This is a genomic window from Paenibacillus sp. ov031 (assembly GCF_900143165.1).
Classification (GTDB): Bacteria; Bacillota; Bacilli; order Paenibacillales; family Paenibacillaceae; genus Paenibacillus; species Paenibacillus marchantiae.
The window spans coordinates 99808-124857 of record NZ_FRDO01000006.1; the positions used below are offsets into that span (position 1 = coordinate 99808).

Consider the following 25050-nt stretch of genomic DNA (forward strand, 5'->3'; position numbering starts at 1 on the left):
ATGATTTTAAAGAAACGATTTGTAATGATTGGATGCTGCATTGGTTTTGTATTTTTACTTGTTCTAACCTATAGCTTTTATAAAGAAAAAAGAATGTATGAACAGTATCTAACGATGAATGTACGACAAGATATGGTTGATATGAAAAGTGCAATTATAAATAATGATATTTTGTTTGACCGCATACTTAAGAATGAGAAAATAACAAACGAGATGGTTGAGGATGGAGAACAAGCCAGCCAGCTCTATTACAACTTTACAAATATGACGCAGATTATAGATAAGTATAACTTGATGAATCTAAGTTTCAGTGAAGAAGCTAACTGGCTGGTAAAACCCGCAGCTATATTTACAAACGATCTAGGTCAAGATGATGTAATGCCACCTACACTTTACCGCATGCGAATGACGTTCGAGAGACTGGACATAACCAGTTATCCTGTAACACTTGAACTTAAAACCAGGATCGAGGAGTATCAGCAGTTAAATCAGCGATGGCTAAACATTGTTGGGGATTTTGAATCCAAGGAAACTAACGAGAAGGATTGGCCCCAAATCTTGAATGATCTGGAGCAAGAGACCCAAGCTTATTTCCGTGAAAAAAAGCTTGATTTCGTGGATGATGACGTTTGGAGAGATGCTTTGAATCCAAGGTATAAATGATGAACAAGAGTGCTCCTGCCGTTCATAGGCAATAGAGAGTGCTCTTTTTTATATACAAACAACTAATGAATTTTCTCCCATGCTGGACGATAATAGAGTAGAGACCATATTTACTAATAACAAGCATCTAATGATATCACTTACATATCCACAACCATCCTAACTCTCACGAGGTACATTCATGAAACAAGGTATATATGAACAGCTTATCAACACAATTACCAGACAGGAGATTTCGGCGCTGGACCCGGATGTGTATAACATTGGGACCGAGAAGCTGGATGCAGAGGAAGCACGTAAGCTGCTGTCTACATATTTGGCGGCCGTGACCCGGCGAGCGCTCAAGATTGTACGGGAACAGACAGAAGATAAGACAGCAGTGTTGGCACAGATCCGAACGTGTAATGAGATTATTGCTACCCTGAAAGGCACCCTTGGGGAAGAAGAGTGCAATGAATTGCAACTGGATGAGCAGGGGGAAGTACTGACCCATGTGTATTCCAAGCTGAACAGCATTCGAGCGGTCCGGGATAGCAAAATCGTTCGTCCTGATACGCCAATCTCCCAAAGTTCATTATTCACAGGCGCGAAGTCCGAACCGAGTATGTTACTGGAGCTGCAAAAGGAGATCGTGACCGCCGATCGGATCGACTGGTTGGTGTCATTTATCAAATTCAGCGGGCTTCGCCTGCTTCTGGAACAGCTTCAGCAATTTACAGCAGGCGGCGGGAAACTGCGGATCATCACGACCACTTATATGGAAGCAACCGACCTCAAGGCCATTACTGAACTCAGCAAATTACCTAACACAGAGATCCAGATTTCGTATGATACCAAAGTGACTCGGCTGCACGCCAAAACGTACATTTTCCACCGTGATACTGGATTCACCACAGCTTATGTCGGCTCCTCTAACCTATCCAACCCGGCGCTGACCAGTGGGATGGAGTGGAACCTCAAGGTGACGGAGAAGGACTCACTCGACGTGCTGCGCAAGATTGAAGCGACCTTTGAGAGTTACTGGAATGACCGTGAATTTACGCGATATGTAGCTGAGGATGAAGTGCATGAGGCACAGTTGAAGGCGGCTCTGAATCGTAAAAAAGATCAGTCCAACCACTTTCACCTCGACATTCAGCCTTACGATTATCAAAAGGAAGTGCTGGAACAGCTTCACGCTGAGCGTACGCTGTACGGACGAAACCGCAATCTGATCGTCGCCGCCACAGGCGTTGGCAAAACGGTCATCTCTGCCTTTGACTACAAGCGCTTCAGGGCAAGCCATGCGGGAGCAAAGCTGCTTTTTGTCGCTCATCGGGAAGAAATCTTGAAGCAAAGTCGGGACACTTTCCGGTATATCCTGAAGGATATGAACTTTGGTGAGCTGCATGTCGGGAATCACCGAGCGGAGGCGCTGGATCACCTGTTTGTTAGCATTCAGAGCCTTAACGCTATGAAGCTGACGGAGATCACCAGCCCAGATTATTACGAGTACATCATTGTGGATGAATTCCATCACGCCGCTGCGCCTTCGTACCAGAAGCTGTTGTCCCACTACGAACCTAAGATTTTGCTAGGACTTACTGCCACGCCTGAACGGATGGATGGCAAAGACATTACCGCCTACTTCGATCACACCATTGCTGCTGAGATCCGTCTGACCGAAGCGATTGACCGGAAGTTGCTGAGCCCGTTTCAATATTTTGGCGTCACCGATACTGTCGATCTATCTCAGGTGAAGTGGTCTCGTAAAGGCTACGATCTGAACGAACTGGAGAAGCTCTACACTCATAACAAAATCCGTGCCAACCAAATCATCCAAAGTCTGAACAAATATGTAACCGATCTGGACGATGTGAAGGGGCTTGGGTTCTGCGTAGGGGTGGATCATGCGATGTATATGGCAAAAATATTTAACGAAGCCGGCATTCCATCCATGGCCCTGCATGGCGGGGCGAGCGAACAAGAACGTCATGCTGCGAAAGGACAACTGGTAAACGGGGAACTGCGCATGATCTTTGTCGTGGATCTGTATAATGAGGGCGTGGATATCCCTGAGGTGAACACCATCCTGTTCCTGCGTCCTACCGAGAGTCTGACCGTGTTCCTGCAACAGTTGGGACGTGGACTACGGATGGCGGAGGGCAAAGAGTGTCTGACCGTGCTCGACTTCATCGGACAAGCTCATCAGGAATACAGGTTCCAGGATAAATTCCGAGCCCTGATCGGCGCTACCAAACATTCTATCTCGCACTACGTCGAGAACGGCTTTTCAAATCTACCTCGCGGCACGTTCATTCAATTGGAAAAACAAGCGAAGGAATACGTCATGCGCAACCTCAAGCAGATGAGTCGTAATCGCAGAGCGTTGATCCAGAAGCTGCAAACGTTCCAGCAAGACACCGGACTGCCGCTGACCTTGGCTCATTTTGTAGAGCATCACGGGATGACACTCTATGAATTCTATGGTGGACGTACGGGGAGAAGGTATTTCCGCGGTATGTTAGCCGAAGCTGGACTGACAGAGCCAATCGAGAGTGAGCAGGATGAGTATATCCGCAGACTGCCATCTGTGCTGACGATCAACTCCCGAAGCTGGCTGACGTTCCTGATCGACTTTATTGAAAAAGGCAAAGAAGCAACCACCGCCGATGAACGGCGCATGTTGATCATGTTCTATTACACCTTCCACCGGGCTGCGCCCGAGAAACTAGGACTGAGCAGCATTGAAGAGGGTGTGCAGCGCGTGCTGTCTTGTGAGGCTTTTCGAGAAGAACTTGTGGATATTTTCAAATATAATCTGGCTCATCTGCGATTTGTGGATAAAAGTAATTCGTTCCCGTACACTTGTCCACTGGATATCCACTGTATGTACTCGATCGACCAAGTGCTTGCCGCCTTTGGTTACTGGAATGCTGAGCAATCACCCGCCTTCCGTGAAGGCGTGAAGTATTTTGCCAATGAGCAGACGGATATTTTCTTCATTACACTGAACAAATCGGACAAAGATTTCTCTCCATCTACGCTTTATGAGGACTATACGATCAACGAGCGTTTATTCCACTGGCAGACACAGAGCCGGGTGTCAGAGCATACGGCTACCTCGCAGCGTTATATTCATCATCGAGAGACAGGCAATCGGATCGCGCTATTCGTGCGGGAGTATAAGGAAGAGCAGGGCTATACATCTCCATTTGTCTTCTTAGGCGAAGCGGATTATGTGAGTCATGAGGGGAACAAACCGATGAGCTTTGTATGGCGACTGCGGGAAGAGGTGCCTGCGAAGATGGTGGCGGTGGCGAATAAGTGTATTGTTTAGATTGAAATCATTGGACCTACTATGTAAAGCAGGTTTTTTTGTTTAATTATGTATTTAATTGTGGAATTAAGTGGTTTTTTATTGGATAATGCTTCTATAAGCCTATTTTTATAATGTAAAATAATCAATTTGAACTACTTATTTTAGAAGGAGTGACCTTATGACGTTAAATAGGGAGTATATAGATAAGACAGATTCAAAATTTTGGCGTGAGATTGGAGTCAAATTTGATGCTTTTAATGAGCTGACTGATGCTAGATTAGATAACGAATTATTAGTGATTCTGAGCACGTTAAGTTTAGAGGCTTTAATTGAGCTTGGTACGCTTTTCAAAATAGATAAAGAATTAAATGGAAAGGGTGAAATTCAAGATTCTTTTAAATCTCTTACTAAAGAACAGAAGTTGCAAATATTATTATGCCGAGATTTTCAGTTGAGAAAAAAGAAAACATTAAGAAACTTTTATGATGATAGGTTTCATAAGTCAGAAACTAAATTCATTCATACAATTTCTCAAGTTATTCATCTTTTTAATGAGAGTCAGACTAATCTTATTGAAGTTTTAGCATGGCATTTATGGGACAACAAAGGATCAGATGAACAATTTACAATGAGTGAAAAGATAACAATGGAGCAAGCTCTCAAGGTACCTAGAGAGGGGAATGATAAATTAGTTGATTCACTGTATAAGAAAACTGGTCGGAAAAATAATTACAAGGTACATTCTTACGCAACGCTACGAAATGAAAATTTGTTAGTAGTTCTGTATAGGCAAATAAATGATGCACCAAGACCAGATTTTGAGGAAGCTATTCGGAACAAAGAAGTGGCACCAGTTCTGTTTACAATTAATATTTCAGATGGGACTATTCAGGTTAAATCAAGTACTAGGTTGGAAAAGGAAGCAATAAAAGAGTTTGTGTCAGATGCTTTTAATTGTAAACTTACATTAGTTTCCAGTGAGATATTCACTGAGTATAGCCCTGAGAAGATTAAGGAAGCAATAATTCACGGTACTTCTGTTTCTGATGCAGATTCTATCATAAAGATTCATAAAATAAGTTTTAGAGGGAGTCAATTAAAAAATTCTCCGAATTTGACGTTAGGTTTAAAAAATATCGAAATATGGCCTTCTGTACAGCATGCTTATGAAAAAGGAATAATTGAGATGGAGAGCTTGAAAGACATTTCTTCTCTGCATCTAACGTATGGTGATGTTAATAGAACGATTAGAACCGTAATGAAAGATGATGGAAATATCATTTTTCTAATGGATGATAGCGGAATTGCTAAGCATACAAAATTGTCAATTGATTCAGAATTTAAGAATAGATTTGGCTTTCCACTTAATACGATAATCTCTAATGAGAAGTTTGACGATGGGAAAGTAGATAAAGTTGATTTAATCATGAGTAAGATTAGTACAGATGATTTTTATACCGATGAAACAAAACAGTTATACAGGCTGCTCATAGAAGAAAACATTTTAAATTCAGTCAACATAAGAGAGATTTCATGTGGGACTTGTGGGTATAAAGAGGTTTTTGAACAATCGAGCAGTATCCCAACAGAATGTCCTGATGATTGTGGCACTGCCTTGAGAGAAAAAATGTTAGAGAACTATTATGTCAATAAGAAAGAGGTCTACAGTTATATAAAGAGGACTTTGAAATCTTTAACTGATTGGAGTGTACTTCAAGATAGTGAACTCAGTCTTTATGACGAAAAATATAAGTTTATAAACCTTTCTAATCAAACGAGTGATAAGAAGCTCCAAGTGATTGTTGCAGAAAATAGTGTACCTAGTCGGGTCATTCGTAGAATCGAAAAAATGCTTACTCCTACTATGATTATTTTTATAGGGGAACAAGAAAAAAATATCGAAAATTATAATACTAATTGCATTTATCCAGTAACATTTGGTAATATATATATAAAACAGGAACATGAGTTCTCTTTTTTAGTTAATGAAATTCATATCTCGTTAGATCGTAGAACAAAGACTTTTCTATCTGATGCTGCAAATAAAGCCCTTGAATCTATTGTGAAGACAGCAGGAACAGTTGATATCGACAAAAAGTATAAGGATAAAGAGTTTGAAGATGATGTATTTGCTATCCTTAAAGATATGTTCTCAAACTGTGAAAAATGGGGAAAAGAGATGAGTGGAAAGGCGGTTCCGGAAGGGATTTTTGCAATGTCCTGGACGAAAAAGAATGGTAATAATACTGATGTTGAAAGTTATGTTTTCTCCTACGATTGTAAACTAACTAAAAAAGAGAAGGGCTACGATTTAGGGAAGGATGAGCAAAGAAAAGCTCTAGATTATGTTGTAGATTTAAATAGAAATATGTTTGTTAATCGTTTTAGTAGAAAGAATCAGTTATCATCTCATATTTTTATTTCGAATAGATTTGACGCAAATAACTTTAATACGATGCAAGAGCATTTTTATAAAATGCTTGGAGATGACTATGATACAAGACCTATCTTTTTAGATTCAGAAACTTTTGTACACATATATAAACTGTATTTAGAAAACTTTGAAGTAATACGTAATTCTCCTAATGTTTTTAAAGCAAATCTGTTTAAACTATTTACTTCTGATAATTGTCTTATAACGATAAATGATATAAACAAAAGTTTTAAGAAGATAGTAAGACCAGAACAAGCTGAAATTGATGTTTTATCAACGGATTTAGTTAAAGAGGAAATTCTAGATATCTAAGGATTGTGAGGGAGGAGCTTATGTTTAATAGGAGTTACTCCGAATCTTCCGAATCATTAAATACAGTTGAAAATAGTGCAGTCAGCTCTTATGTTGATATTTTTATGAATGATCTGAAGAGAAATATTTTAAGTTTGTATAACCCTGAGTTTGAAATCTTTAAATATGATACTTATTATAGTTATGTATTTCATGATGCAAATATAATTATTTTAGAGAACAATAGCGGTAATATTACAAATATTAGCATTACTGATTATAATGATTTCATACCTATAATTTTATTTGAAAACTTCAAGGAATTAAAAAATTTGCCAGTTAGGCTGGAGCGTTTAAAAAAACTTGGACATGAGAGATTTAGAAATGAAATTAAAGACAATTTGATGTACCAAAGGATACAGCAAAACGAAAAAACCTGCACAGCGTTATGGTTAGATTATGGAATAGAATTTGTAATAGGTGATACACTACAGTTATTCCAGAAGGAGTAGAAACAATATACATGAATTCAATAATATTATTTATTGTAGGAATATTCTGTCTAGCAGTTATTGCAGGGTTATTACAACCTTCTAAAAAGAAAAAAACTAGAAGATCTAAAACAACTAAGAATCCAGCTATTAAGAAATCTGCGAATACTGGATTCAACCGTGCCTCCTCTACGTGCAGAGCAGACGAAGTGATTCTAACTTTACCACTAGATAAAATGACCGGAGCAGAGTTCGAACGTTTACTTACCCTCTATTTTAAAGACATTGGTTACACTGTAAAAGAAGTAGGCGTTGGGGGTAAAGATGGAGGAGTAGATCTGGTTATTACGGATAAGCGTGGTGAAAAAACAGCAGTCCAAGCCAAATGTTATGCCGATCATAATAAGGTGCAAGTAATGACTGTTCGTGAGCTGGTAGGTGCGAAAAGGAATCATGACTGTATTTTGTCTCTAATCGTGACTACATCTGATCTTACGGGTCCAGCAAGAAAAGAAGCCGATCAATTCAAAGTGGATTATTGGCACGGTGGTTTAGTAGACAGCAAGCTGCGCAGTTGGGGGAAATGGACGCCTTCCAATAGAAAAGTAAAAACTACTACGACCAAGAAAGAGCAATCTTTATCTAAAACCGTATCTAATATCAAATGCAGTTGTGGTGCTGCAATGGTTAAACGTAAGAATAAAAATGGGGCGGAATTTTGGGGATGTAGCAGCTACCCTACTTGTAGAAAAACGAAAGCTATCTGAGTAAGTCAAACTGACGGAAAACAAAGGCAAAGCGACCAGTTAAACAGTTGCTTTGCCTTATTTCTAATTTGTTCTGTAACTCTTTAGTATCTCTTTTAGAATGTTCCTAGATAATTGAATATTATCTAAAGATGCATCTCTCAGCATGTCCACTATTTCTTGAATCATAATATCCGTCTCGGTTAATTCAAATTCATCATTCACATAAGCAAAAAGTTGAGAAACATTTACATCCAACGCTTCTGCAATTTTACCAAGATTAATTAAAGAAACGTTTTTCTCTCCACGTTCAACTTGTCCAATGTATGTAAAATGGAATCCACCTTTTTCTCCAAGTGCCTCCTGTGATAGTCCCTTATCTTTCCTTAAAACTTTAATTCGTGCACCGACTAATTTTAAAATTTTTCTATCTTCCACACTATGCACCCCCTATATGTAAAAGTGTAGACAAGATGTTGGGTGCTAAACATGAGTATTTGAATAGTATAATTTAAATAAATTATATCTTTGAGTATTTATTTATTATATAATACTGGTAATAACTCATTGGAGGGATGACAATGGCAAGAAATTGGTCCATTACCGAAGAGCATTATAATCACCAAGTAGATTTTATTCCACGTTTTCAAGAAAGTTATAATTCCATACAACCCGTTTGTAGCCATACTCCAGATGAATATGCACTGCGTAATACAATTATGGGCTATCACCAGCATTCGAAATATCACATCAAACTTGCCACCATCATGCATAATCACAATCAGTTTCAAGCTTGCCTCATACTCTGCGACTGGGCACTAGCTTCCATGATCAAAGCATTATATATCCAAAAGTATCATGCAGTACATCCACCGAAGGAGCTTACCATGAATGAGATTTTGCCTTTAGTGCATACGGATACTGTACCTGGATTGGACAGGGCTTTGTTCATCGGTATGATTCAACATATGTCCACCATAGAGGGGATTAACCAGGATAGGACTATAAAGCCAAACAACATCAAGAATCTGCTTCAACGAACAGAAGAAATATTGAAGGAGTTAGAGAACCGGTTGGAGTAAGAAACATCGGAGATAAAATAATCTAGTGATTCAATGCGTATGTAAGAGCAGGGCAGGCTGTAACTGGAAACAATATGAATGAACTTGCCGGAAGGACTGTTGGAGCTGTATATGGACCTGGTCCCCATCGATGGAAAACATAAGATTCACCAAACGTATTCAACTGAGAAGGAGTACTGGAAAAAGAAACACTTTTCGGATGAAGACAAGCTTGCGCTCTGAGCGTGGAACGAGAAGACATTAGCTAGAGTATATAAATTGATTATTGATTTGCCCTTTTCTAAGTGAAGTAAGGCGAAGTTAGTATACGAGTTTTGAGGATGGGCTGTATAGATACAGGATGCAAAGGAACGGCCACTATTATACCGTTGGACGAAGGAGAATTGTATGTATGATTAAAAGTACATTTTGAGCAGAGGACAGAAAATAGTACAAACAAAACAACTGCCAGTGAACTCATATGACATGATTCCCTGGCAGCTTTAATAATTTTTAAACGGTATTTGTATTTTTGGATGGAAATATCCATTTCTAACCTTAGATCGTATACCTAAAAAAATATCTCATTAATTAAATTCCTGCTATTTTCCTAGAAACTTATTAGATTTTTGATCCTTAATTCAAGTTTCTAATCTCAGCTTGCTTCAGTAGCGTTGGAATATGCGGTCCATACTCAACCTTTCGATTCCCTGACCGAATACCACTACCAACCTTACGTGCCTCTGCTGAATATAACGTTTTTGCGCGAACAATTTCATAGCTGTACCCGCGCCCTAAACGATTTAATATTTTGATCAATACATTCAAACCTTCCGTTTGGGTATTGGTAATTGGGAATGGGGCATCCCAATATGCAAAGATGTCGTCATAGTGATTGTTAACCGTTTTGACCAACCTTTTGAACGGTTCCATGCCTTCATCTGGTAAACTCTTTTTCCATGCTTCAAAAGCAATCTGAGCATGCTGCTTGTCTGGTTCGTTATAAATTGCAAAGAAGCTTTCCTTACACTCATAAGCGAAGGCCAATTCTGGGATTTGTTGACGAACGATGGCTTTATGCTCGGCAGGTGTCAGGTTTTCAGGTCGTTTAAGCGTCATCCATCGAATGGATTTTTTGACGTTAATTTGATAGTCTTTGCTAAGTTGTACCTGATATTTCATCTGTTCTTCTTTCAGTGCTTCCGATGCTATTTTGACAACATGAAACTTATCAATAACCATCTTTGCATTAGGAAAAAACTCAGCAAAGCAGCGTTTTATAGGCGGCGATATGCCGGTACAAACCCACTCAACTTTTTCACGGTCGGGCAGTTCCTTAAAGTATGGCTTCAGATGGTTTTGCGTGCACTCCTCCAGAACTTCAAACAAGTTGTTGGTAGCTAGATTAGTAATGACGCAACGATAACCACCGGCTAAACTTACTTCATCAATTCCCATGATGATTGGCGTTTCATAACGAACGGTTTGCTTAAGATCTTGTATCAAGTCATGGGTGATATTTTTCACTGTATTAACGGAAACGCCTGTTTGGTCTGCCAAGGAGCGCAATGTAGTGGTAAGGCATTTCTGTCGAATGACATCAACCAAGCGCTTAGTTGCTCGGCGCTTATGGTCTAAGAAGCTTAGCTCAGGAATTGTTATTTTTTTGCATATTTCACAGCGGAAACGCGGCCTTTGCACTTCAAGACGAACGGGTTCTATGTACAGCGGAATATCAGAAAACTTGTTCTTCCGAGTCCCATGCCTGTGCATTGGGATTTTGCAATTAGGACAAATGAACTTCTCAGAATTACCCGCCACCGCAACAAAGATGAGAGCCCCGCTTTCTTTATACATATCAACGAGTTTGATGCCCGGCAAATTCAATAAATCAAACATGGGCTAGTCCAAATCCAGGTCTATAGTCTTGCCATCGCGAAGCATTTCATAAATTACATTAACCAGCGCTGACATACCCTGACGATCGGATTTAAGAATCTGCGTGGCAAGCTTTTGATGGCTTGAGAGCGCCCGCACAACGGCATTTTGCACAGCACTAGGCAGGTTTCCTTTCATTGCTTGTTCGCGGGTGTTGCTCTCGATTTGCGCCATGACCACATCACTTTCTCCGGCAATCGATTTGATCTGATTAACAAAGGCAACCTGATCCTGAATCGGTGTTGCTTCACCAAACAGGCTATTAAGCTTTTCAATGATTTCTTTTACGAACTTCGGCTTATCACCTGCGCCACCGCCACTGCCTGAGCCTGTAGGTTGTAAGACGGGGGTTCCATCCTCTTCTGACAACTCTTCAGTACGACTTTTAATATCAAAGCCTGTGAGCACTAACCCTTGCAGATCTACAGTTTCTGGCGGTTCATTGTGAAGGCGCTTTTGCAATAGCTTGGCAAAGGCGGCGAAGTTCTCAAGCTCTGGATCAGCAAAATCAATGAGTTGAGCAACATAAGCGTAGGTGCTGCAAAAACGGACCAAGTCTGATTTAAAGCCTAGCAACGACTTAATTTGCTCTGCGTATTCATTTTGATGATGATCGGCAGACTTCATACCTGCCTCATCACCTTTTGCATAAGCCTTTTCAAATGCCAATTCCCAAGTTGCCATTGCATCACGATGCATCTTCATCTTCTCGTTGTAAAGACGGGTAGCGCCTTCCGTCGCTGCATACAGTTCTTTGTGTTGTGGTGCTTGCGCGTGAGCAATATCGCGAATAGTTTTGAACCGTGCATCTTTAAAGGTGGCTAAATCTTTTTCGGTATAAAGCCCATGCTCATCTAAGCGTTCTTTAATTTCATAAACCACATTCAAGTCTTGCACATCGTCGATATGTGCTCCATCGTCATATAGTGAAAAAGCGTAACGAACGTTAGCAGGGTCATTCACAAAGTCGATGATGAACACTTCATCCTTACCTAGGGTCATACGATTCAAGCGCGAAAAGGTTTGCACAATTTCAACGTGGTTTGCTATTTTTTTGTCCACATACATGGCGACCAGTTTCGGTTGGTCAAATCCCGTTTGGAACTTGTCCGCAACCAGCATCACGCGGTATTCTGGACGGTCAAAAGCAAAACGTAAATCCTGATCTTGCAACTCAGGGTTCATGCTTTGTTCTGTAAACTCCTCATTTTCGTCGACAATAAACACATCATTTTTGAATGCCTCATCATCATTGTGCATGACCTGCTTTCCAATCATCTTACCTGAGAAAGCGACCAGTGAATGAATAAAGCTGTATTCACTATGTTGCTCTATATAACGGTCAAAAGCTTTTTTATAACGAATTGCAGCAGCACGAGAACTGGTGACAACCATAGCCTTTGCTTTGCTATCTAGACGATGAGCTACGTTTCTCGAGAAGTGTTCAATAATGAATTCCACCTTTTGAGTCACATTTGTAGGATGCAGTGCCATCCACTGGGCTAAAGCGCGTTTTGCTGCTTTTCCACTCACTCGTTTACTGTCTTCAAGCTGTTTGGAAAGATTAAAAGCGGTTTGATAAGGCACATAGCCTTTAAGTACGTCTAGAATAAAGCCTTCTTCGATGGCCTGGCGCATAGTGTATCTATGGAAGGCTCTCGGTGGGTTCTCTTTGGATGGTGGCTTTGTCATATCGTCAGGGCGGCCAAACAACATCAAAGTTGAATGTTTAGGCGTACCCGTGAATGCAAAATAGCTGATGTTGTCAGGGCGAACTCGAGACTTTTGCAGTTGTTCTAATAGCTCATCTACCGTCATAGTGGACATTGTATCCTGACCACTGATACCTAATGCGGTTTGTAATTTGGCCGCCGTAGAACCTGTCTGAGAGTTGTGTGCTTCATCAATAATAACTGCAAAGTTTCTCCCCTTGAGGTTATTATCAGTAATAATCGCCTCCATTGCATAAGGAAACGTCTGGATAGTCACAACAATAATAGGGGTTCCAGCCAACAGCGCTTCAGCCAACTGCTTGCTTTTGGACTTAGAAGACTTATGGCGTTCAATCGCGGCAATAACACCAAATTGATGGTCAATTTGTTTAACTGCGTCTTGAAGCTGTCCATCAAGTACATTGCGGTCAGTCACAATGATGACGCTGTTAAAAACGGATTTACCATTTTCTTTACGAAGTTTCACCAAATTATGAGCAGTCCAGGAAATGGTGCTGGTTTTGCCGGAACCCGCACTATGGTCAGCCAGGTAGGTCATTCCTGCGCCATTATTGCGAGCATCAGTAAGCAAGGCATTGACTGCTGTCCATTGATGGAAACGTGGAAATATCAGTGTCTCTTTCTTCGACCAATTACCTTGAATATCAACGACATTCTTTTTCTCAACATAAACGAAGCTGTGGAATATGCGTAGCCACGCATCCGGTTGACACACATCCTCCCAGAAGTAGGCCACAGGGTATTCAATGTTGCCATCGGTTTTTTTCTCACCCGGTGGATTGCCGGCGCGCCCATCATTCCCCTTATTGAACGGCAAGAAGAAGGTACTCATGCCATCCAGTTTGGTTGACATCATGATTTCAGAATCGGACATGGCAAAATGAACGACTGCACCACGCTTGAAGGTCAATAGAGGCTCTTTACGTTTGGTTTTTGGATCAAATGGCAAACGATCTTGGCGGTATTGCTCCATCGCTGCCTCTGCTGATTGTGTGAAATCTGTCTTTAGCTCAACAGTAGCCACAGGTAAACCATTGATAAAGAACACTAGGTCAATTGCAAAGTCACGAGCAGGGTGATACTTCAACTCGGGGACAACACGCAAAATATTCGCTTTGTAGCGCTCAATCACTGATTCGTTACGCTTATCTTCAGGTTCGGTTTCTGTCATTTCAATCAGACCGCAACCGGCAATCGAGAAGCCCTGACGCAATACTTGTACTGTGCCTTGCTGCTCCAGCACTTTTGTCAACCGCTCCATAACAACTTCAAGAGTTTTTGAGCCATTTAATCGTTCCAACCTATCCCATTTATCCTTCTGTCCACTGTTCTTAATCCAACTTTCAAGGTCCTCTGAGAACAGCGCACGTTCAGTATCGTAACGTTTGGGGTCACCCAGCTTCCAACCTTGCTCTATCAACCGGTCAATGATGTAAGTTTGGAAGTGCTTTTCCTGATGCGCAGATGAATTCATCCTTTATTCTCCTCGCAAGTCTATTTGTCCTGTCACAGCCGCTGTGATAAATGCTGAACGGCGTTCTTTGAGCAAATCTATGCTTTTTTGTGTTTTTGTAATGAGCATATCAATAGATTTAATGGCTTTGTCCAAAAAATCCGCAATCTGCGTTTGTTCTGACACACTCGGACATGGTACTTTTACTTGACGAAAGTTGTTATAGCTTAGGTCTTGCCCGTCTCTAATAAACATAGAAGTTGCCTGTAGGCCTTGAATGTAGGTTATTGATTTGAATAAATAAGTGAAATAACCAACATGTGAAGCAGGGGTTGGTTTTAAGACAACATATGACGAACGAACACAACCGTTCGCTTTGACTCGTTCAATTCCCCCTTGAAAGCTTCTCATGCTAATAACAAAATCGTTAATCCTTGCATGTTTTCTCTTTTCCAGATTTTTCACTGCCTGAGTTACCCTTCTGCCCTCAAGCTCTTGGAACTCTTCAAGAGGAATTACTCCATACTTTTGTGTAGCTGAAAGATGTTGATCATTTTCAAAAGCGAGTTGCTTGCTTTCGCTAAATAACCGATTCCCAGAAATGATTTCCCAGTGTTCCGGTACTTCCCCAATCCACTCAACACCAGAATCTTTCATTTTCACCTTAGAGTTTAGCCCTTTGGTGACAGCATGAGTAATTAGTGCCTGTCGCTTTTCTTTGAGCAAGTCAATAAAATGGGTTTTCTTGGTTATTAATGTGTCTATACGAGAGATTTCGCGACTTATTGCATCTGAAATTTTGTTTTGCTCTTCTTTAGGTGGATATGCAATCGCTTCATCTAAGTATTGCTCTGAGTCTAGATTCTGAATCCCAGTAGCCTGCTTTATTGATTTTAAGTTAATTTTTCGGGAATACATTGCAGACATAAGATAATTCAACCATGAAGCATTCACTTTTTCCGATGGTTTAATTACTGCGACAAAGTTTGAGCAGACTGCGTTTTCATTACCAAGATATTGAACATTGGCACCAACCAGCGTTTTTTCACCGCCACCTGATTTTTCAAGCAAAATATCGCCTTTAGAAACTAATCTACTTTCTCGATGTTCAGAGTTGATTTGACGATATGTTGATGGTCTATCAATAACTTTAAGATTTTCCCTGTCAAAGTCTGCAACTCTAATACAAAGAGTGTCTGTGCCATCTTCTAGTGGGTCATCTCCCCAAACACCATTTTGGCATTGAGAAATAAGAAATTTGAGTCTCGATACTTTCCAATGCTCTGGTACACTCTCAATCCATACGATACCCGAATCTTTATATTTTGGATAAGGTTTATATTGATTCATTTCATTTCCACCTCTGCCAATAGTGCGGCGATCTCACCTTCAACCTCTTTCAATTCAAAATCAATGTTATTCAGTTTACGCGGCGGCTGGTATTGATAGAAGAAGCGGTTAAAGTTAATTTCATAGCCTACGCGGCCAAGCTTCTTGTCCTTATTGTCAGTAAAAGATTCATCGATGTATGCATCCGGCACATGAGGTAGCACTTCACGGGCAAAATATTCTTCTATAGATTCTAAGAAAGGCACATTTTCGTAATCGATTAAATTCGTATCGGCTACGACATTGCCTTGAGCATCTGTAACAGGTTTGGCTTCAGGATCTTTGTGACCGAAGGCGTTAAGCAACATTGTGACTAAAGTCTTGCTAGCTTTTACCTTCAGGGACTTAGCTTCAGAGCTTCTCACTGCCTCTTTAGTGAAGGTTTCAGCCCAACTATACTCCTTGGTTTTACCGATAAGAGGTTTGATGGCTGTAAGCCAGAACGATTGATGTTCCGGGGAGAGTTTTAGCCAAGTACTATTAGACTCAAGCCTAGACAGCCCTTGCTCATCGAGTAACAGCGTCATTCGCAGCGGGCGGAGCACTTTGATTCGACGATACCCAAATGCACGGTAATCAACCATTTTTGAAATTTTATCATTCTCGGCAGCGGCATAGATATCCAAAATCTGACGACGCTGATCATCACTCACGATTCGGCGTTTATTACCTTCATTCTTGATAGAAGTCCACAGTTCAGTTGCGTTGATAAGCTGGACTTTATCTTTTCGATTTTTATTTTTTTTGTTGGATAGAATCCACAGGTAAGTGGCGATATCGGTTCTGAAGAAAATGTCTGTAGGCAGTGCGATAATGGCTTCAACAAGGTCATTTTCAAGCAACCAGCGACGTATTTCAGACTCACCAGAACCAGCACTACCATTGAACAGTGGGGAGCCAGACAATACAATAGCAGCACGACCACCTCCATTCTCTGGTAGTTCTAATTTGCTTGCCAAGTGCATTAGGAAAAGCATTGAGCCATCGCTAATCTTGGGTAGCCCCGGTCCGAAACGGCCTAAGGCACCCTGCTTGTGCTCTTTTTCAACGGCAGTTTTATCTTTTTCCCACCTTTTTCCGAAAGGTGGGTTGGAGAGGCAGTAATGAAATCGTTCACCAGCAAATTTATCATTTGAGAGCGTACTGCCCTGAAGTATGTTTTTGGATAGATCACGACCTGGATCTGACTCCAAACGACGAATCAGCATACCTGCTACACAAACCGCATGAGTCTCAGTTTCAAGTTCTTGCCCATGTGGAACCAATACTGGTGGGATTTTATAGTGGCTACCGTAATCAGCAACATGGTTCATGGCATCGGTTAAAAATCCACCAGTCCCACAGGTAGGATCATATAGGGTTCTGATAAGACCAGGATTTTCTTCAAACAACGCATCATCGGGATCAAGCAATAGTGCAGTAGCTAAATGCACGATGTCGCGGGGTGTCATGAAGTCCTCAGCGCCTTCATTAACCTCAGCACCAAAGCGCCGGATCAGATGCTCGTAGATATTACTCATCACTCTATCAGGGACTGTGTCAGGGTGTAAATTAATGCTAGCGAAATTCTTACAGATGGTGTAGAGTAGACCAGCTTTCTCAAGCCGGATTATCGTATTCCCGAATTCAAACTCTTCAAAAATGGCTCTAGAATTATCGGAAAATTGGGCAATGTAATCTTCTAAATTGCGGCGTGTTTTAGTGCTGCCAAGCGTGGCAAGCGAATACTCAGAAGTATTATAAAATGGGTAACCAGCGGTTTGGCGTAAAATCGGATCAATCTCAATTTTGGCATCCTTAAAGTTGTGATAAGTTTCATTTACAGCGTCTCTTGTAGATTCAAGAGCACATTCCAACCGACGTAACAAAGTAAAAGGGAGGATAATTTTACCGAAATCGGTATGCTTAAAGTCGCCCCAAAGATCTTCTGCGTTCTTCCAAATAAAATCGGCTTGCGATGCAGCCGAGCCTGCGAATTCTATCATTTTGTCCTCCAACCAACTTTTGCACAAACAATACATTATTCATGTGATTGTTGTCAACTAAGTTCTGCTCAAAGAGTTACGGATCTGGATGTTGTTGCGAACTCGCAAATTGTTGAAGTGAAAAAATCAGCGGAAGCAGTGAAAACGGACCAAATCGATAGACTCGTGGATATAAATCATAAAGAGTTTTTTAAATCATAATAAGAAGGAATTTGTTTTGTATATTGACGCACCGCTAGAAAATACGGGTACAATTGCATCTGAGAAAATCAATTATGTAAAAAGTAAGGGCGTCAAAGTGGTTAACTCGTTGGATGAATTAAGGGAGGTACTAAAATAATGGCATCGGCTTTTGTATTAGTAGAAGAGAACAGTAATATACCCATAGATCGTTTGGCTGTGGATATCCGACAAGTTTGTCTGGAATCAAATCTACATTTAATTGATGGAATTCAAGATGTAGATTCAGAACAGAACATGAAACATTGTGCCTTGGGTATTGCACGTCCAAACCAACAAGATTCAGACAATAGTGTGGCGAATGATATGATTAGAGTTGATGTGTATGACGAACCTGCCCTACATCAATACAGAGAATTGGAATGGAGAGAGGATGGGCAGATATACTTTAACACACTTATTATTGATGAGATTTATCAAAATGAAGAGGTCACGCTAACCTTTCTGTATCATTTTCTTGCGAGACACCCACAGATGATAGTTTGGATAGAGGAAGATTGGGTGTATACATTTTCTGATCTGGAGAAAGCATTGAAAACTTCTAATCTGTCTGATTGGTGTTATGTAAACCCGAACTCCTTATAAGTAACAAGAATTTCGAAAGTAGGCCCATATCGACTCCTAAACGAGTAGTTACGGGCTTTTCTTACCCCTCATTTGCTCCCACCACTTTACAAAATCCACCTCTCCCCATCCATGGCAAGTGGTATAATGGCAAAAAGGGAGATTCTGGCGTGAAGCTGGAGAGCTTCCAGAGCAGAAAGGATGTTATACCGCATGCCTACATACAACAAATTGGTGCGGGACAAAATTCCGCATATTATCACATCCAGTGGTAAGGAATGCCGCACACGCATTCTGGACCCGGAGGAGTATAAGCAAGAATTAAGAACAAAGCTGCAAGAAGAATCGGAAGAATACATGAGTGCAGGAAGCGATCAGGAAGCGCTAGAAGAACTGGCCGACATGCTCGAAGTGATCCGGGCGCTGGCTGAGGTGCATAGAGCGAATGCGGCGCAGCTGGATAAGCTACGGGCGGATAAGGCTGAGGCACGCGGTGGATTTCAGGAAAGAGTGTATCTGATCGATGTCGACGAAGCTTAACGTTAAACTCATTACAGATAACTTGGCAGACGAACTGATTGCCCGGATGCAGCATGCATCCGGGATTTATATTATGACGTCCTTTATTATGCAGTCTGGTGTGAAGCTGCTTGCTCCGCATTTGAAACGGGCAGCAGAACGTGGAGCAGAGGTACGAATGCTCACAGGAGATTATCTGTATATCACACAGCCTGAAGGTTTGCGGGCGCTCTGTGAGGTTGATCCACGAATTGAGACACGTCTGTGGCGAAGTATGGGTACTTCTTTTCATCCAAAAGCGTATCTGTTCGATCATGACAATGGGGAAGGACTGCTGATCGTTGGTTCGTCGAACTTTTCGTTCACGGCGCTGAAGACAGGGTATGAATGGAATCTGGCGATGAATGCGGAGGCGGAGCCGTATACGTTTCAGTCAGCTTTGGACAAGTTCATGCAGAGCTTCTACCACGAGACAACCTTGCCGGTGAACCCGGATTCAATTGCGCTGTATGAGGAAGAGTACCGCAAATATCACCAGAAGAACCCGGAGATGATCCAGCGGATCATGGAGATGGAAGAAGCGGAGTTCGGTACGGGGCTACCCGGGGAAAAAGAGGAAGAAACCGCCGCCGAGCTGTCGCTTGTCCCGATCCAGCCGCGCTTTGCGCAATTGGATGCGCTTGAAGCACTCCATGGCACGATGGAGGAGCAGTACGACAAAGCGATGGTCGTCATGGCGACCGGGCTTGGTAAAACATATCTGGCGGGCTTCTTCGCGCAGCGGTTCAAGCGGGTGCTATTTGTGGCGCATCGGGAAGAGATTTTGTTCCAGGCGAAGAAATCTTTTCAGCGGATCATGCCCGAGCGCAGTCATGGGATATATAACGGACAGTACAAGGATGGAACCGCGGATTGTGTGTATGCTTCAATCTTTACGCTGAGTATGCAGAAGCACCGGGATGGATTTGCGGTGGATGCCTTTGATCTGATTGTGGTGGATGAGTTCCATCATGCGGCGGCGAAGACGTACATGTCGGTGATTGAGCATTTTCAACCTAAGTTCCTTCTGGGCATCACGGCTACCCCGGATCGGCTGGATGGCAAGGATGTGTATGCGCTCTGTGGTGGGAATGTGGCTTACCAGATGCATTTTATTGAAGCGATCCGGCGAGGTTGGCTGGCGCCATTTCAATATTACGGAGTATTCGACGATACGGACTATTCGCAGATCCGCTGGATCGGGACGAAGTATGATGAAGAACAGCTCATGGCTGTTCAGTTGCAAGAGGAGCATGTGGAGACGATCTATGCGGCCTGGCTGCGGCACAAGCAGACGAGAACGATTGGATTTTGCTCATCGATCCGGCAGGCGGACTATTGGGCTGCGTATTTTCGCAGTCAGGGAGTGAAGGTGCTCAGTCTGCATTCGCGCACATCGGAGATGTCGCGGGAGGAAGCCATTCGGCAGCTTGATGCGGGTGAACTGGAGGTTGTGTTGACGGTGGATCTGTTCAATGAAGGTACGGATATTCCGCGTGTGGACACGTTGCTTTTTGTGCGTCCAACGGAGTCGCTTACGGTGTTCACCCAGCAGGTAGGTCGCGGTCTGCGGCTGGCGGAAGGCAAATCGTATTGTGTCATCATCGATCTGATCGGGAACTACCGCAATGCGGATGTGAAACTGAGTCTGCTGGATGTGCGCGGGGAGCTGGAGGGAACTGCGAAAGACCGGGATTCGGCTGTGCCGGAAGTTCCAGACAACTGCGGGATTCATCTGGAGACCCGAGTGGTGAACCTGCTTCAGGAGCTAAGCCGCAAACGGCTGCCCCGTCGTGAGAAGTTGCATCAGGATTTTCTGGATGTGAAACGAGAGCTGGGGCATATTCCGACGTATCTGGAGCTGCATCTGATGGGACGTTCGAAGAGTATCGGGTACCGGAGTGAATTTGGTTCGTATGTTGGGTTTCTGTATTGGGCGGAGCTGCTGTCCCCATATGAGGGAGAGATGTACGTCCGGCATGAGGTTTGGCTGCGCGATGTGGAGAAGACGGTCATGAACAAAAGCTATAAAATGATCGTGCTGCTGTACATGCTGGAGCGAGGCGAAGCGAACTGGCTGGACCCGATCACGCCGGGCGAGATGGCAAGGTTTTTTCATACGTATCTGACGGAGAAGGAGTACCGGAAACGGAAGGACTTTTCAGACAAGGACAAGCTAGCGTTCTGGGAATGGAATGAGAAGACTGCAACACGAATTGAGAAACTGATTATCGACATGCCGATGTCTATGTGGAGCGGCGCGAAGGGCAGTATGACGCGATTCGAGGATGGTGTGTTCTCACTGAATGTGCAGGTTCAGGATACAGAGGAACAGGTGCTACTGTATCGCTGGACGAAAGAGATTTGTCTGTATCGGTTGCATGCGTATTTTGAGCGGGGACATTAGCGATTACATTAAGAGTTTTAGTAATATAGAAAAGATATTGAAAGACACTCTTAGTCTAAGAGTGTCTTTCAATATTTTAATAACTAAATTATTCATCAATGGTATTCCTTGATTATATCCCTATCTTTTTTTGAAAGGATACACGTAGCAATAGGAACCATTTCGCTATCAAGAAATATAACTTTATAGCAAGAAATGTGATCTCCATTGTTCCTTACACTGTAGTAGGTATGGTGCCCATCAAAAAATCCAAATGGAATTTTTTCTGACTTGTAATCTCTTCGCAGAACTATCCCTAAGACATATCTTTAAGGACAAAGGAAAGGAAGCCTAGTGTTAACTAAGCTTCCTTGAAAACAGAAATTTAATGGGGATTATGTTAATCAGCATTATACAAATATTTATGAATACCATCTTGTACTTTGTTGCTATGCCTCATTTCCGAATAGATAAGACTCAGTAAGACAGTTATAAGCACCAGTAAAACAGAAACAATTTTTTGATAATTATTCATTACCAATTATATCCTACGTTAAATGTGTTACTTAAATCAAACATGTGTTGAACGGCACTGTGCCATTCCGTGACATGGCTTATTTGTAGTCCTGTATAAGGGTATGCAGAAGCTGCCTTCCAACTGGTGCCGAGTTGAAAGTTATCTGTTGACTGAAGATTCTGTAAGAAATCGGATGTAATTACCCATTTTGCTGTGTCTGTGCTTGTATTTTCTGTGAGATCGATGTTTGGATTACCGTCATAACTAAATGTCCACTCTAGTGCCCACGGATACGTAAATATAACTTCATAAGGACCACTACTAGTGTCACCAGGGGCAGCATCGTATAAATCGTCTTTTGAGTACATAACATCGTGAGTGACAGTTAACTTCTTGGCATCGGTAGAGCCACCAAGTTTTTTGATCCGTATAATATCTTTAATTGCAAAATAATCAAATTTTGTATCTGACTCATTCTGTTCTTTGTATAGCAGCCATTGAGTAGTCATTTCCGCGTTATCTTGTCCATAAAGACCACCTACAGTCCTAATATCAGCTGTGTTACTTTTTACGATAGTAGAGAAAGGAGTAATCTGATTTGCTCTTTCTTCGTGATTGACTATTTGATTCAATATGATGGATGCATCCGTAGGTATTTCATTTCCGTTCTCATCCATGTTTTGATAGTTAAGCATCAATAAATTATAATTTTTGTCCTCCAGAGTGTAACCCACAATCTCCTGTTCGGTTGTTTCTTTTAGATCACCTTTTAGTTCCCCTTCGTTTTGTTGGACATCATTAATGAAGAGCGATCTTACTTCCCCTTCAGCTTCATTTGTTACTTTAAACTCTAACGGTTGGTTTAAAAGCTCTTCATATTTCCCCGGAGTCAGTCCACCATATAAGTAAACTTTTTTACCACTTTGAAGCGCTTTTTGTAAGAACGATCTAAGTTCTGAGCTGCTTTCAACTTCTTTTACATCATAGGCGAAAGAACTGTAGTCATTAAGATTAGGTAAATCAGAGCTAGGTTTCTCGACTGCAATGTTTGACTGTGCTACGTTTTTGTTAACCTCTTCAGTTGTAGCGAAAAATAATCCTTCGTTTTGTGCAACAGGAGCTGCATACAATGATGAACTTGTCACTGTAAATATTAAAGATGCAGCCAAACTTAATCCAAACAATTTCACCGTACCCTTAGACATTTCTTCACTCTCCTATAATTTTTTAAGCAGAAAAATGATTGTATGTAACACAATATATATGAAATCATTTTCCAACTCTCATAATATATAACAAAAATAATCAAGGGAAGTTTCAGAAATATTTAAAAAATAGTTTAAATTCATAAAAAAGGCGACTAGAAAGTGCAATCGCCTTCTGATTATATTCTTGTTCCTCTGTGTCAGACAGCCCCCGCACATCTATTAAGCTCGACAAGTATATGGTTAAACAAAGCCAAGGTAAGGTGGGTTCAGGAAGAGATGTAAGTAATAGTTGTCGTTTTACCCCGCATCTGAAGAAGCACAGGAGAGACTTACTTTTCCCCACCCTCCACATAAACCATAATCGCTTGATACAAAAACCTCAAAAAATCCTCATCGCCAAACTGATCAAAATAACCCGCATAGCGGCGATCTGTCGTATAGGCTTCTGCGATACATCTCAAAATCTCAGCATCACAGACCATAAACTGCTCCAGACAACCCTTCCAGTCACGCACTAACGCTTGCACCTCACCAGAAGCAGGAGACAGATCCTGATGTTTCCCCAATTCCCGAAACACCTGCTCCATGTTGGCCGAGAACTGCTGGTAGGCTTTTTCTTGCTCTTCCGCAGACAGTTGATTCACATTGGTTTCGAATTCCTGATATTTCTCGGTGTCTCCATAGATGAACTTCGCCTCGGATTCATATTGCTTTTGAATGGATAGAATGGAAGAGTCGTCAAACAGATGAAGATGAGAGATATCCGTCCCATCCACATACTCATCCAACTGGTCGATGATGGTTTCGAGCTTTTGTTTGCGTTGAATGAGTGTACTGCGGTGCTCTCTTAGGATATCTTTTTGTTCTTCTTTGGAAAGTTGCATCATGGCTGCAATGTCTTTCAAGGAGAAATTCATTTCTTTGAACAACAGAATCATTTGCAGATTCCCCAGTGCCTCTTGATCGTAATATCGATAGCCATTGTCCTCGACTCTGCTCGGTTTTAAGAGATCCGTTTTATCGTAATAATGTAATGCGCGTTTCGTGATGCCAGTGATCTGAATGATATCTTTAACGGTGAAATAGGATGTCTTCATTCCAAAAGTCCTTTGTTTCAGCAAGGATAACACTTGCCGGAGTGATGGTTGCTTCGGTAATCGGTGTACCTGTTTTGTTCAGATAATATTGGATTAAGTGATAACCGCAGGCATAGCCAGCCGCATAGGGCATACCTACGGGCGTGAAGTTTTGAATGATGGCAAGTTCATCGCCGTATAGATACGGATTAATTTGGTCAAAACCGGTGACATGCAGCTGGTCTTTCATCTTTGGTTTAATTACTTTATTCAATGTCTCCATATCCGTTTTGGCTACCCAGGGGCCTAACAACTCTTCTCCATAGAGGGATGTCGCAAAGCTCTCAGCCAACCCCTCGCTAACAACCATCTCGCCAAGCGTAATCTGTGGATTCCACTGGATATATTGATACCTCACGTTATGATTGCATTCATGGGCTAACACGGATTGCATACGAGGTAGAGTATATCTATTCGGGATCAGGTTCGCAATAATATAACCCGGAATTCCACCATCTCCGCTGATGCCTTCGTTCATGGTGAGTGAAGGGCTGTTCTTATCGCCTAATAAAATCGTATATAGATATTCGGAGACCGATAGTTCAATTCCATGATCTGTAAACGTAGATAGACTCGTACAAACAGCTTCATGACACTGTTGCCAAAATGCTTCAGACGAGATCGCTGCTAACGATTCTTTAATCTCAGGTGTGATATCTGCGGGAGCGATATTCAACAAGTTATTCATCATGATCACGTCGAAGCCGTGAGGCTCATGAGAGCGAAACGGAATCTGTTGAATGTTCCATTTGTTCATGAATGGACTCATCATTCGCTCGCGGTATAACTCCAATTTGTCATCAGGTGCAGCCTTGATGATCTCTTTATAGATTTTATCTGAGCGTAACGCGGTAATCTTCATCATTAATCTCTCCTTTAGGTGAACTTGAGCCCATTATCAAGTATGACCTTACGTAACAGTCAAGGAGGAAGTTGCGATACGTTTAAGTGCATTA

18 protein-coding genes are annotated in these 25050 nt (G+C 41.7%); 10 read left to right on the forward strand and 8 right to left on the reverse strand.

The annotated features are described in order from the left end of the window. From BUA17_RS22630 to BUA17_RS22650, 5 genes are all read left to right on the forward strand, one after another. Positions 1–663, forward strand: coding sequence for a hypothetical protein (locus BUA17_RS22630; RefSeq protein WP_072735086.1), 663 nt, complete (start codon positions 1–3; stop codon positions 661–663). A gap of 181 nt (positions 664–844) precedes the next feature. Beyond that, a complete protein-coding gene (locus BUA17_RS22635) occupies positions 845–3982 on the forward strand; it encodes a DUF3427 domain-containing protein (protein WP_072735087.1) in 3138 nt (1045 codons plus the stop codon). Positions 3983–4142: 160 nt separating this feature from the next. Continuing rightward, positions 4143–6710: a hypothetical protein gene (locus BUA17_RS22640; protein WP_072735088.1), complete on the forward strand. Its 2568-nt coding sequence runs from the start codon at positions 4143–4145 to the stop codon at positions 6708–6710. A gap of 20 nt (positions 6711–6730) precedes the next feature. Further along, complete coding sequence (locus tag BUA17_RS22645) at positions 6731–7201, forward strand: hypothetical protein (RefSeq protein ID WP_072735089.1); 471 nt, start codon at positions 6731–6733, stop codon at positions 7199–7201. Between the two features lie 11 nt (positions 7202–7212). Beyond that, positions 7213–7947, forward strand: a complete 735-nt coding sequence (locus tag BUA17_RS22650; RefSeq protein ID WP_072735090.1) for a restriction endonuclease — start codon at positions 7213–7215, stop codon at positions 7945–7947. 63 nt (positions 7948–8010) lie between these two features. On the opposite strand, the gene BUA17_RS22655 is transcribed toward BUA17_RS22650, so the two are convergent. Then, positions 8011–8364 carry a helix-turn-helix domain-containing protein gene (locus tag BUA17_RS22655; protein ID WP_072735091.1) on the reverse strand — a complete coding sequence of 118 codons (354 nt, stop codon included), beginning with the start codon at positions 8362–8364 and terminating at the stop codon, positions 8011–8013. Between the two features lie 143 nt (positions 8365–8507). Here BUA17_RS22655 and BUA17_RS22660 point away from each other — a divergent pair, with 143 nt between their 5' ends. Then, a complete protein-coding gene (locus BUA17_RS22660; RefSeq protein WP_083584825.1) occupies positions 8508–9008 on the forward strand; it encodes a hypothetical protein in 501 nt (166 codons plus the stop codon). A 78-nt stretch (positions 9009–9086) separates the two neighbouring features. Further along, entirely contained in the window at positions 9087–9230 is a 144-nt protein-coding gene (locus BUA17_RS31325; RefSeq protein ID WP_170867915.1) for a hypothetical protein, read from the forward strand. Positions 9231–9623: 393 nt separating this feature from the next. Here BUA17_RS31325 and BUA17_RS22665 read toward each other — a convergent pair whose 3' ends face one another. From BUA17_RS22665 to BUA17_RS22680, 4 genes are read right to left on the reverse strand one after another with little or no spacing between them, the layout of a single operon-like run. Continuing rightward, entirely contained in the window at positions 9624–10886 is a 1263-nt protein-coding gene (locus BUA17_RS22665) for an ISL3 family transposase (protein ID WP_072735092.1), read from the reverse strand. 3 nt (positions 10887–10889) lie between these two features. After that, complete coding sequence (locus tag BUA17_RS22670; protein WP_072735093.1) at positions 10890–14132, reverse strand: type I restriction endonuclease subunit R; 3243 nt, start codon at positions 14130–14132, stop codon at positions 10890–10892. 3 nt (positions 14133–14135) lie between these two features. Then, on the reverse strand, positions 14136–15461 hold the full coding sequence (locus BUA17_RS22675) for a restriction endonuclease subunit S (RefSeq protein WP_072735094.1): 1326 nt from the start codon (positions 15459–15461) through the stop codon (positions 14136–14138). After that, the gene (locus BUA17_RS22680; protein ID WP_072735095.1) at positions 15458–17485 is read right to left on the reverse strand and encodes a type I restriction-modification system subunit M; all 2028 of its coding nucleotides are present in this window, start codon (positions 17483–17485) and stop codon (positions 15458–15460) included. Before BUA17_RS22680 ends, BUA17_RS22675 begins: the two co-directional genes overlap by 4 nt. Before the next feature lie 339 nt (positions 17486–17824). Between BUA17_RS22680 and BUA17_RS22685 the strand changes: the two genes are divergently transcribed. From BUA17_RS22685 to BUA17_RS22695, 3 genes are all read left to right on the forward strand, one after another. Further along, on the forward strand, positions 17825–18310 hold the full coding sequence (locus BUA17_RS22685; RefSeq protein ID WP_072735096.1) for a hypothetical protein: 486 nt from the start codon (positions 17825–17827) through the stop codon (positions 18308–18310). A gap of 192 nt (positions 18311–18502) precedes the next feature. Continuing rightward, the gene (locus BUA17_RS22690; RefSeq protein ID WP_072735097.1) at positions 18503–18829 is read left to right on the forward strand and encodes a nucleoside triphosphate pyrophosphohydrolase; all 327 of its coding nucleotides are present in this window, start codon (positions 18503–18505) and stop codon (positions 18827–18829) included. Then, complete coding sequence (locus tag BUA17_RS22695) at positions 18813–21254, forward strand: DEAD/DEAH box helicase family protein (RefSeq protein ID WP_072735098.1); 2442 nt, start codon at positions 18813–18815, stop codon at positions 21252–21254. The genes BUA17_RS22690 and BUA17_RS22695 overlap by 17 nt, the downstream gene beginning before the upstream one ends. Before the next feature lie 513 nt (positions 21255–21767). On the opposite strand, the gene BUA17_RS22700 is transcribed toward BUA17_RS22695, so the two are convergent. The 3 genes from BUA17_RS22700 to BUA17_RS22710 form a co-directional block, all read right to left on the reverse strand. Next, positions 21768–22955, reverse strand: a complete 1188-nt coding sequence (locus tag BUA17_RS22700; RefSeq protein WP_072735099.1) for a hypothetical protein — start codon at positions 22953–22955, stop codon at positions 21768–21770. 332 nt (positions 22956–23287) lie between these two features. Further along, entirely contained in the window at positions 23288–24055 is a 768-nt protein-coding gene (locus BUA17_RS22705; protein ID WP_072735100.1) for a MerR family transcriptional regulator, read from the reverse strand. Next, entirely contained in the window at positions 24030–24956 is a 927-nt protein-coding gene (locus BUA17_RS22710) for a DUF2268 domain-containing putative Zn-dependent protease (protein WP_072735101.1), read from the reverse strand. The genes BUA17_RS22705 and BUA17_RS22710 overlap by 26 nt, the downstream gene beginning before the upstream one ends. Positions 24957–25050: the final 94 nt, after the last annotated feature.

Coding starts and splice junctions, on each gene's coding strand:
- BUA17_RS22630 (WP_072735086.1), top strand. CDS start 1: ATGATTTTAAAGAAACGATTTGTAATGATTGGATGCTGCATTGGTTTT.
- BUA17_RS22635 (WP_072735087.1), top strand. CDS start 845: ATGAAACAAGGTATATATGAACAGCTTATCAACACAATTACCAGACAG.
- BUA17_RS22640 (WP_072735088.1), top strand. CDS start 4,143: ATGACGTTAAATAGGGAGTATATAGATAAGACAGATTCAAAATTTTGG.
- BUA17_RS22645 (WP_072735089.1), top strand. CDS start 6,731: ATGTTTAATAGGAGTTACTCCGAATCTTCCGAATCATTAAATACAGTT.
- BUA17_RS22650 (WP_072735090.1), top strand. CDS start 7,213: ATGAATTCAATAATATTATTTATTGTAGGAATATTCTGTCTAGCAGTT.
- BUA17_RS22660 (WP_083584825.1), top strand. CDS start 8,508: ATGGCAAGAAATTGGTCCATTACCGAAGAGCATTATAATCACCAAGTA.
- BUA17_RS31325 (WP_170867915.1), top strand. CDS start 9,087: ATGAACTTGCCGGAAGGACTGTTGGAGCTGTATATGGACCTGGTCCCC.
- BUA17_RS22665 (WP_072735092.1), bottom strand. CDS start 10,886: ATGTTTGATTTATTGAATTTGCCGGGCATCAAACTCGTTGATATGTAT.
- BUA17_RS22670 (WP_072735093.1), bottom strand. CDS start 14,132: ATGAATTCATCTGCGCATCAGGAAAAGCACTTCCAAACTTACATCATT.
- BUA17_RS22675 (WP_072735094.1), bottom strand. CDS start 15,461: ATGAATCAATATAAACCTTATCCAAAATATAAAGATTCGGGTATCGTA.
- BUA17_RS22680 (WP_072735095.1), bottom strand. CDS start 17,485: ATGATAGAATTCGCAGGCTCGGCTGCATCGCAAGCCGATTTTATTTGG.
- BUA17_RS22685 (WP_072735096.1), top strand. CDS start 17,825: ATGGCATCGGCTTTTGTATTAGTAGAAGAGAACAGTAATATACCCATA.
- BUA17_RS22690 (WP_072735097.1), top strand. CDS start 18,503: ATGCCTACATACAACAAATTGGTGCGGGACAAAATTCCGCATATTATC.
- BUA17_RS22695 (WP_072735098.1), top strand. CDS start 18,813: ATGTCGACGAAGCTTAACGTTAAACTCATTACAGATAACTTGGCAGAC.
- BUA17_RS22700 (WP_072735099.1), bottom strand. CDS start 22,955: ATGTCTAAGGGTACGGTGAAATTGTTTGGATTAAGTTTGGCTGCATCT.
- BUA17_RS22705 (WP_072735100.1), bottom strand. CDS start 24,055: ATGAAGACATCCTATTTCACCGTTAAAGATATCATTCAGATCACTGGC.
- BUA17_RS22710 (WP_072735101.1), bottom strand. CDS start 24,956: ATGAAGATTACCGCGTTACGCTCAGATAAAATCTATAAAGAGATCATC.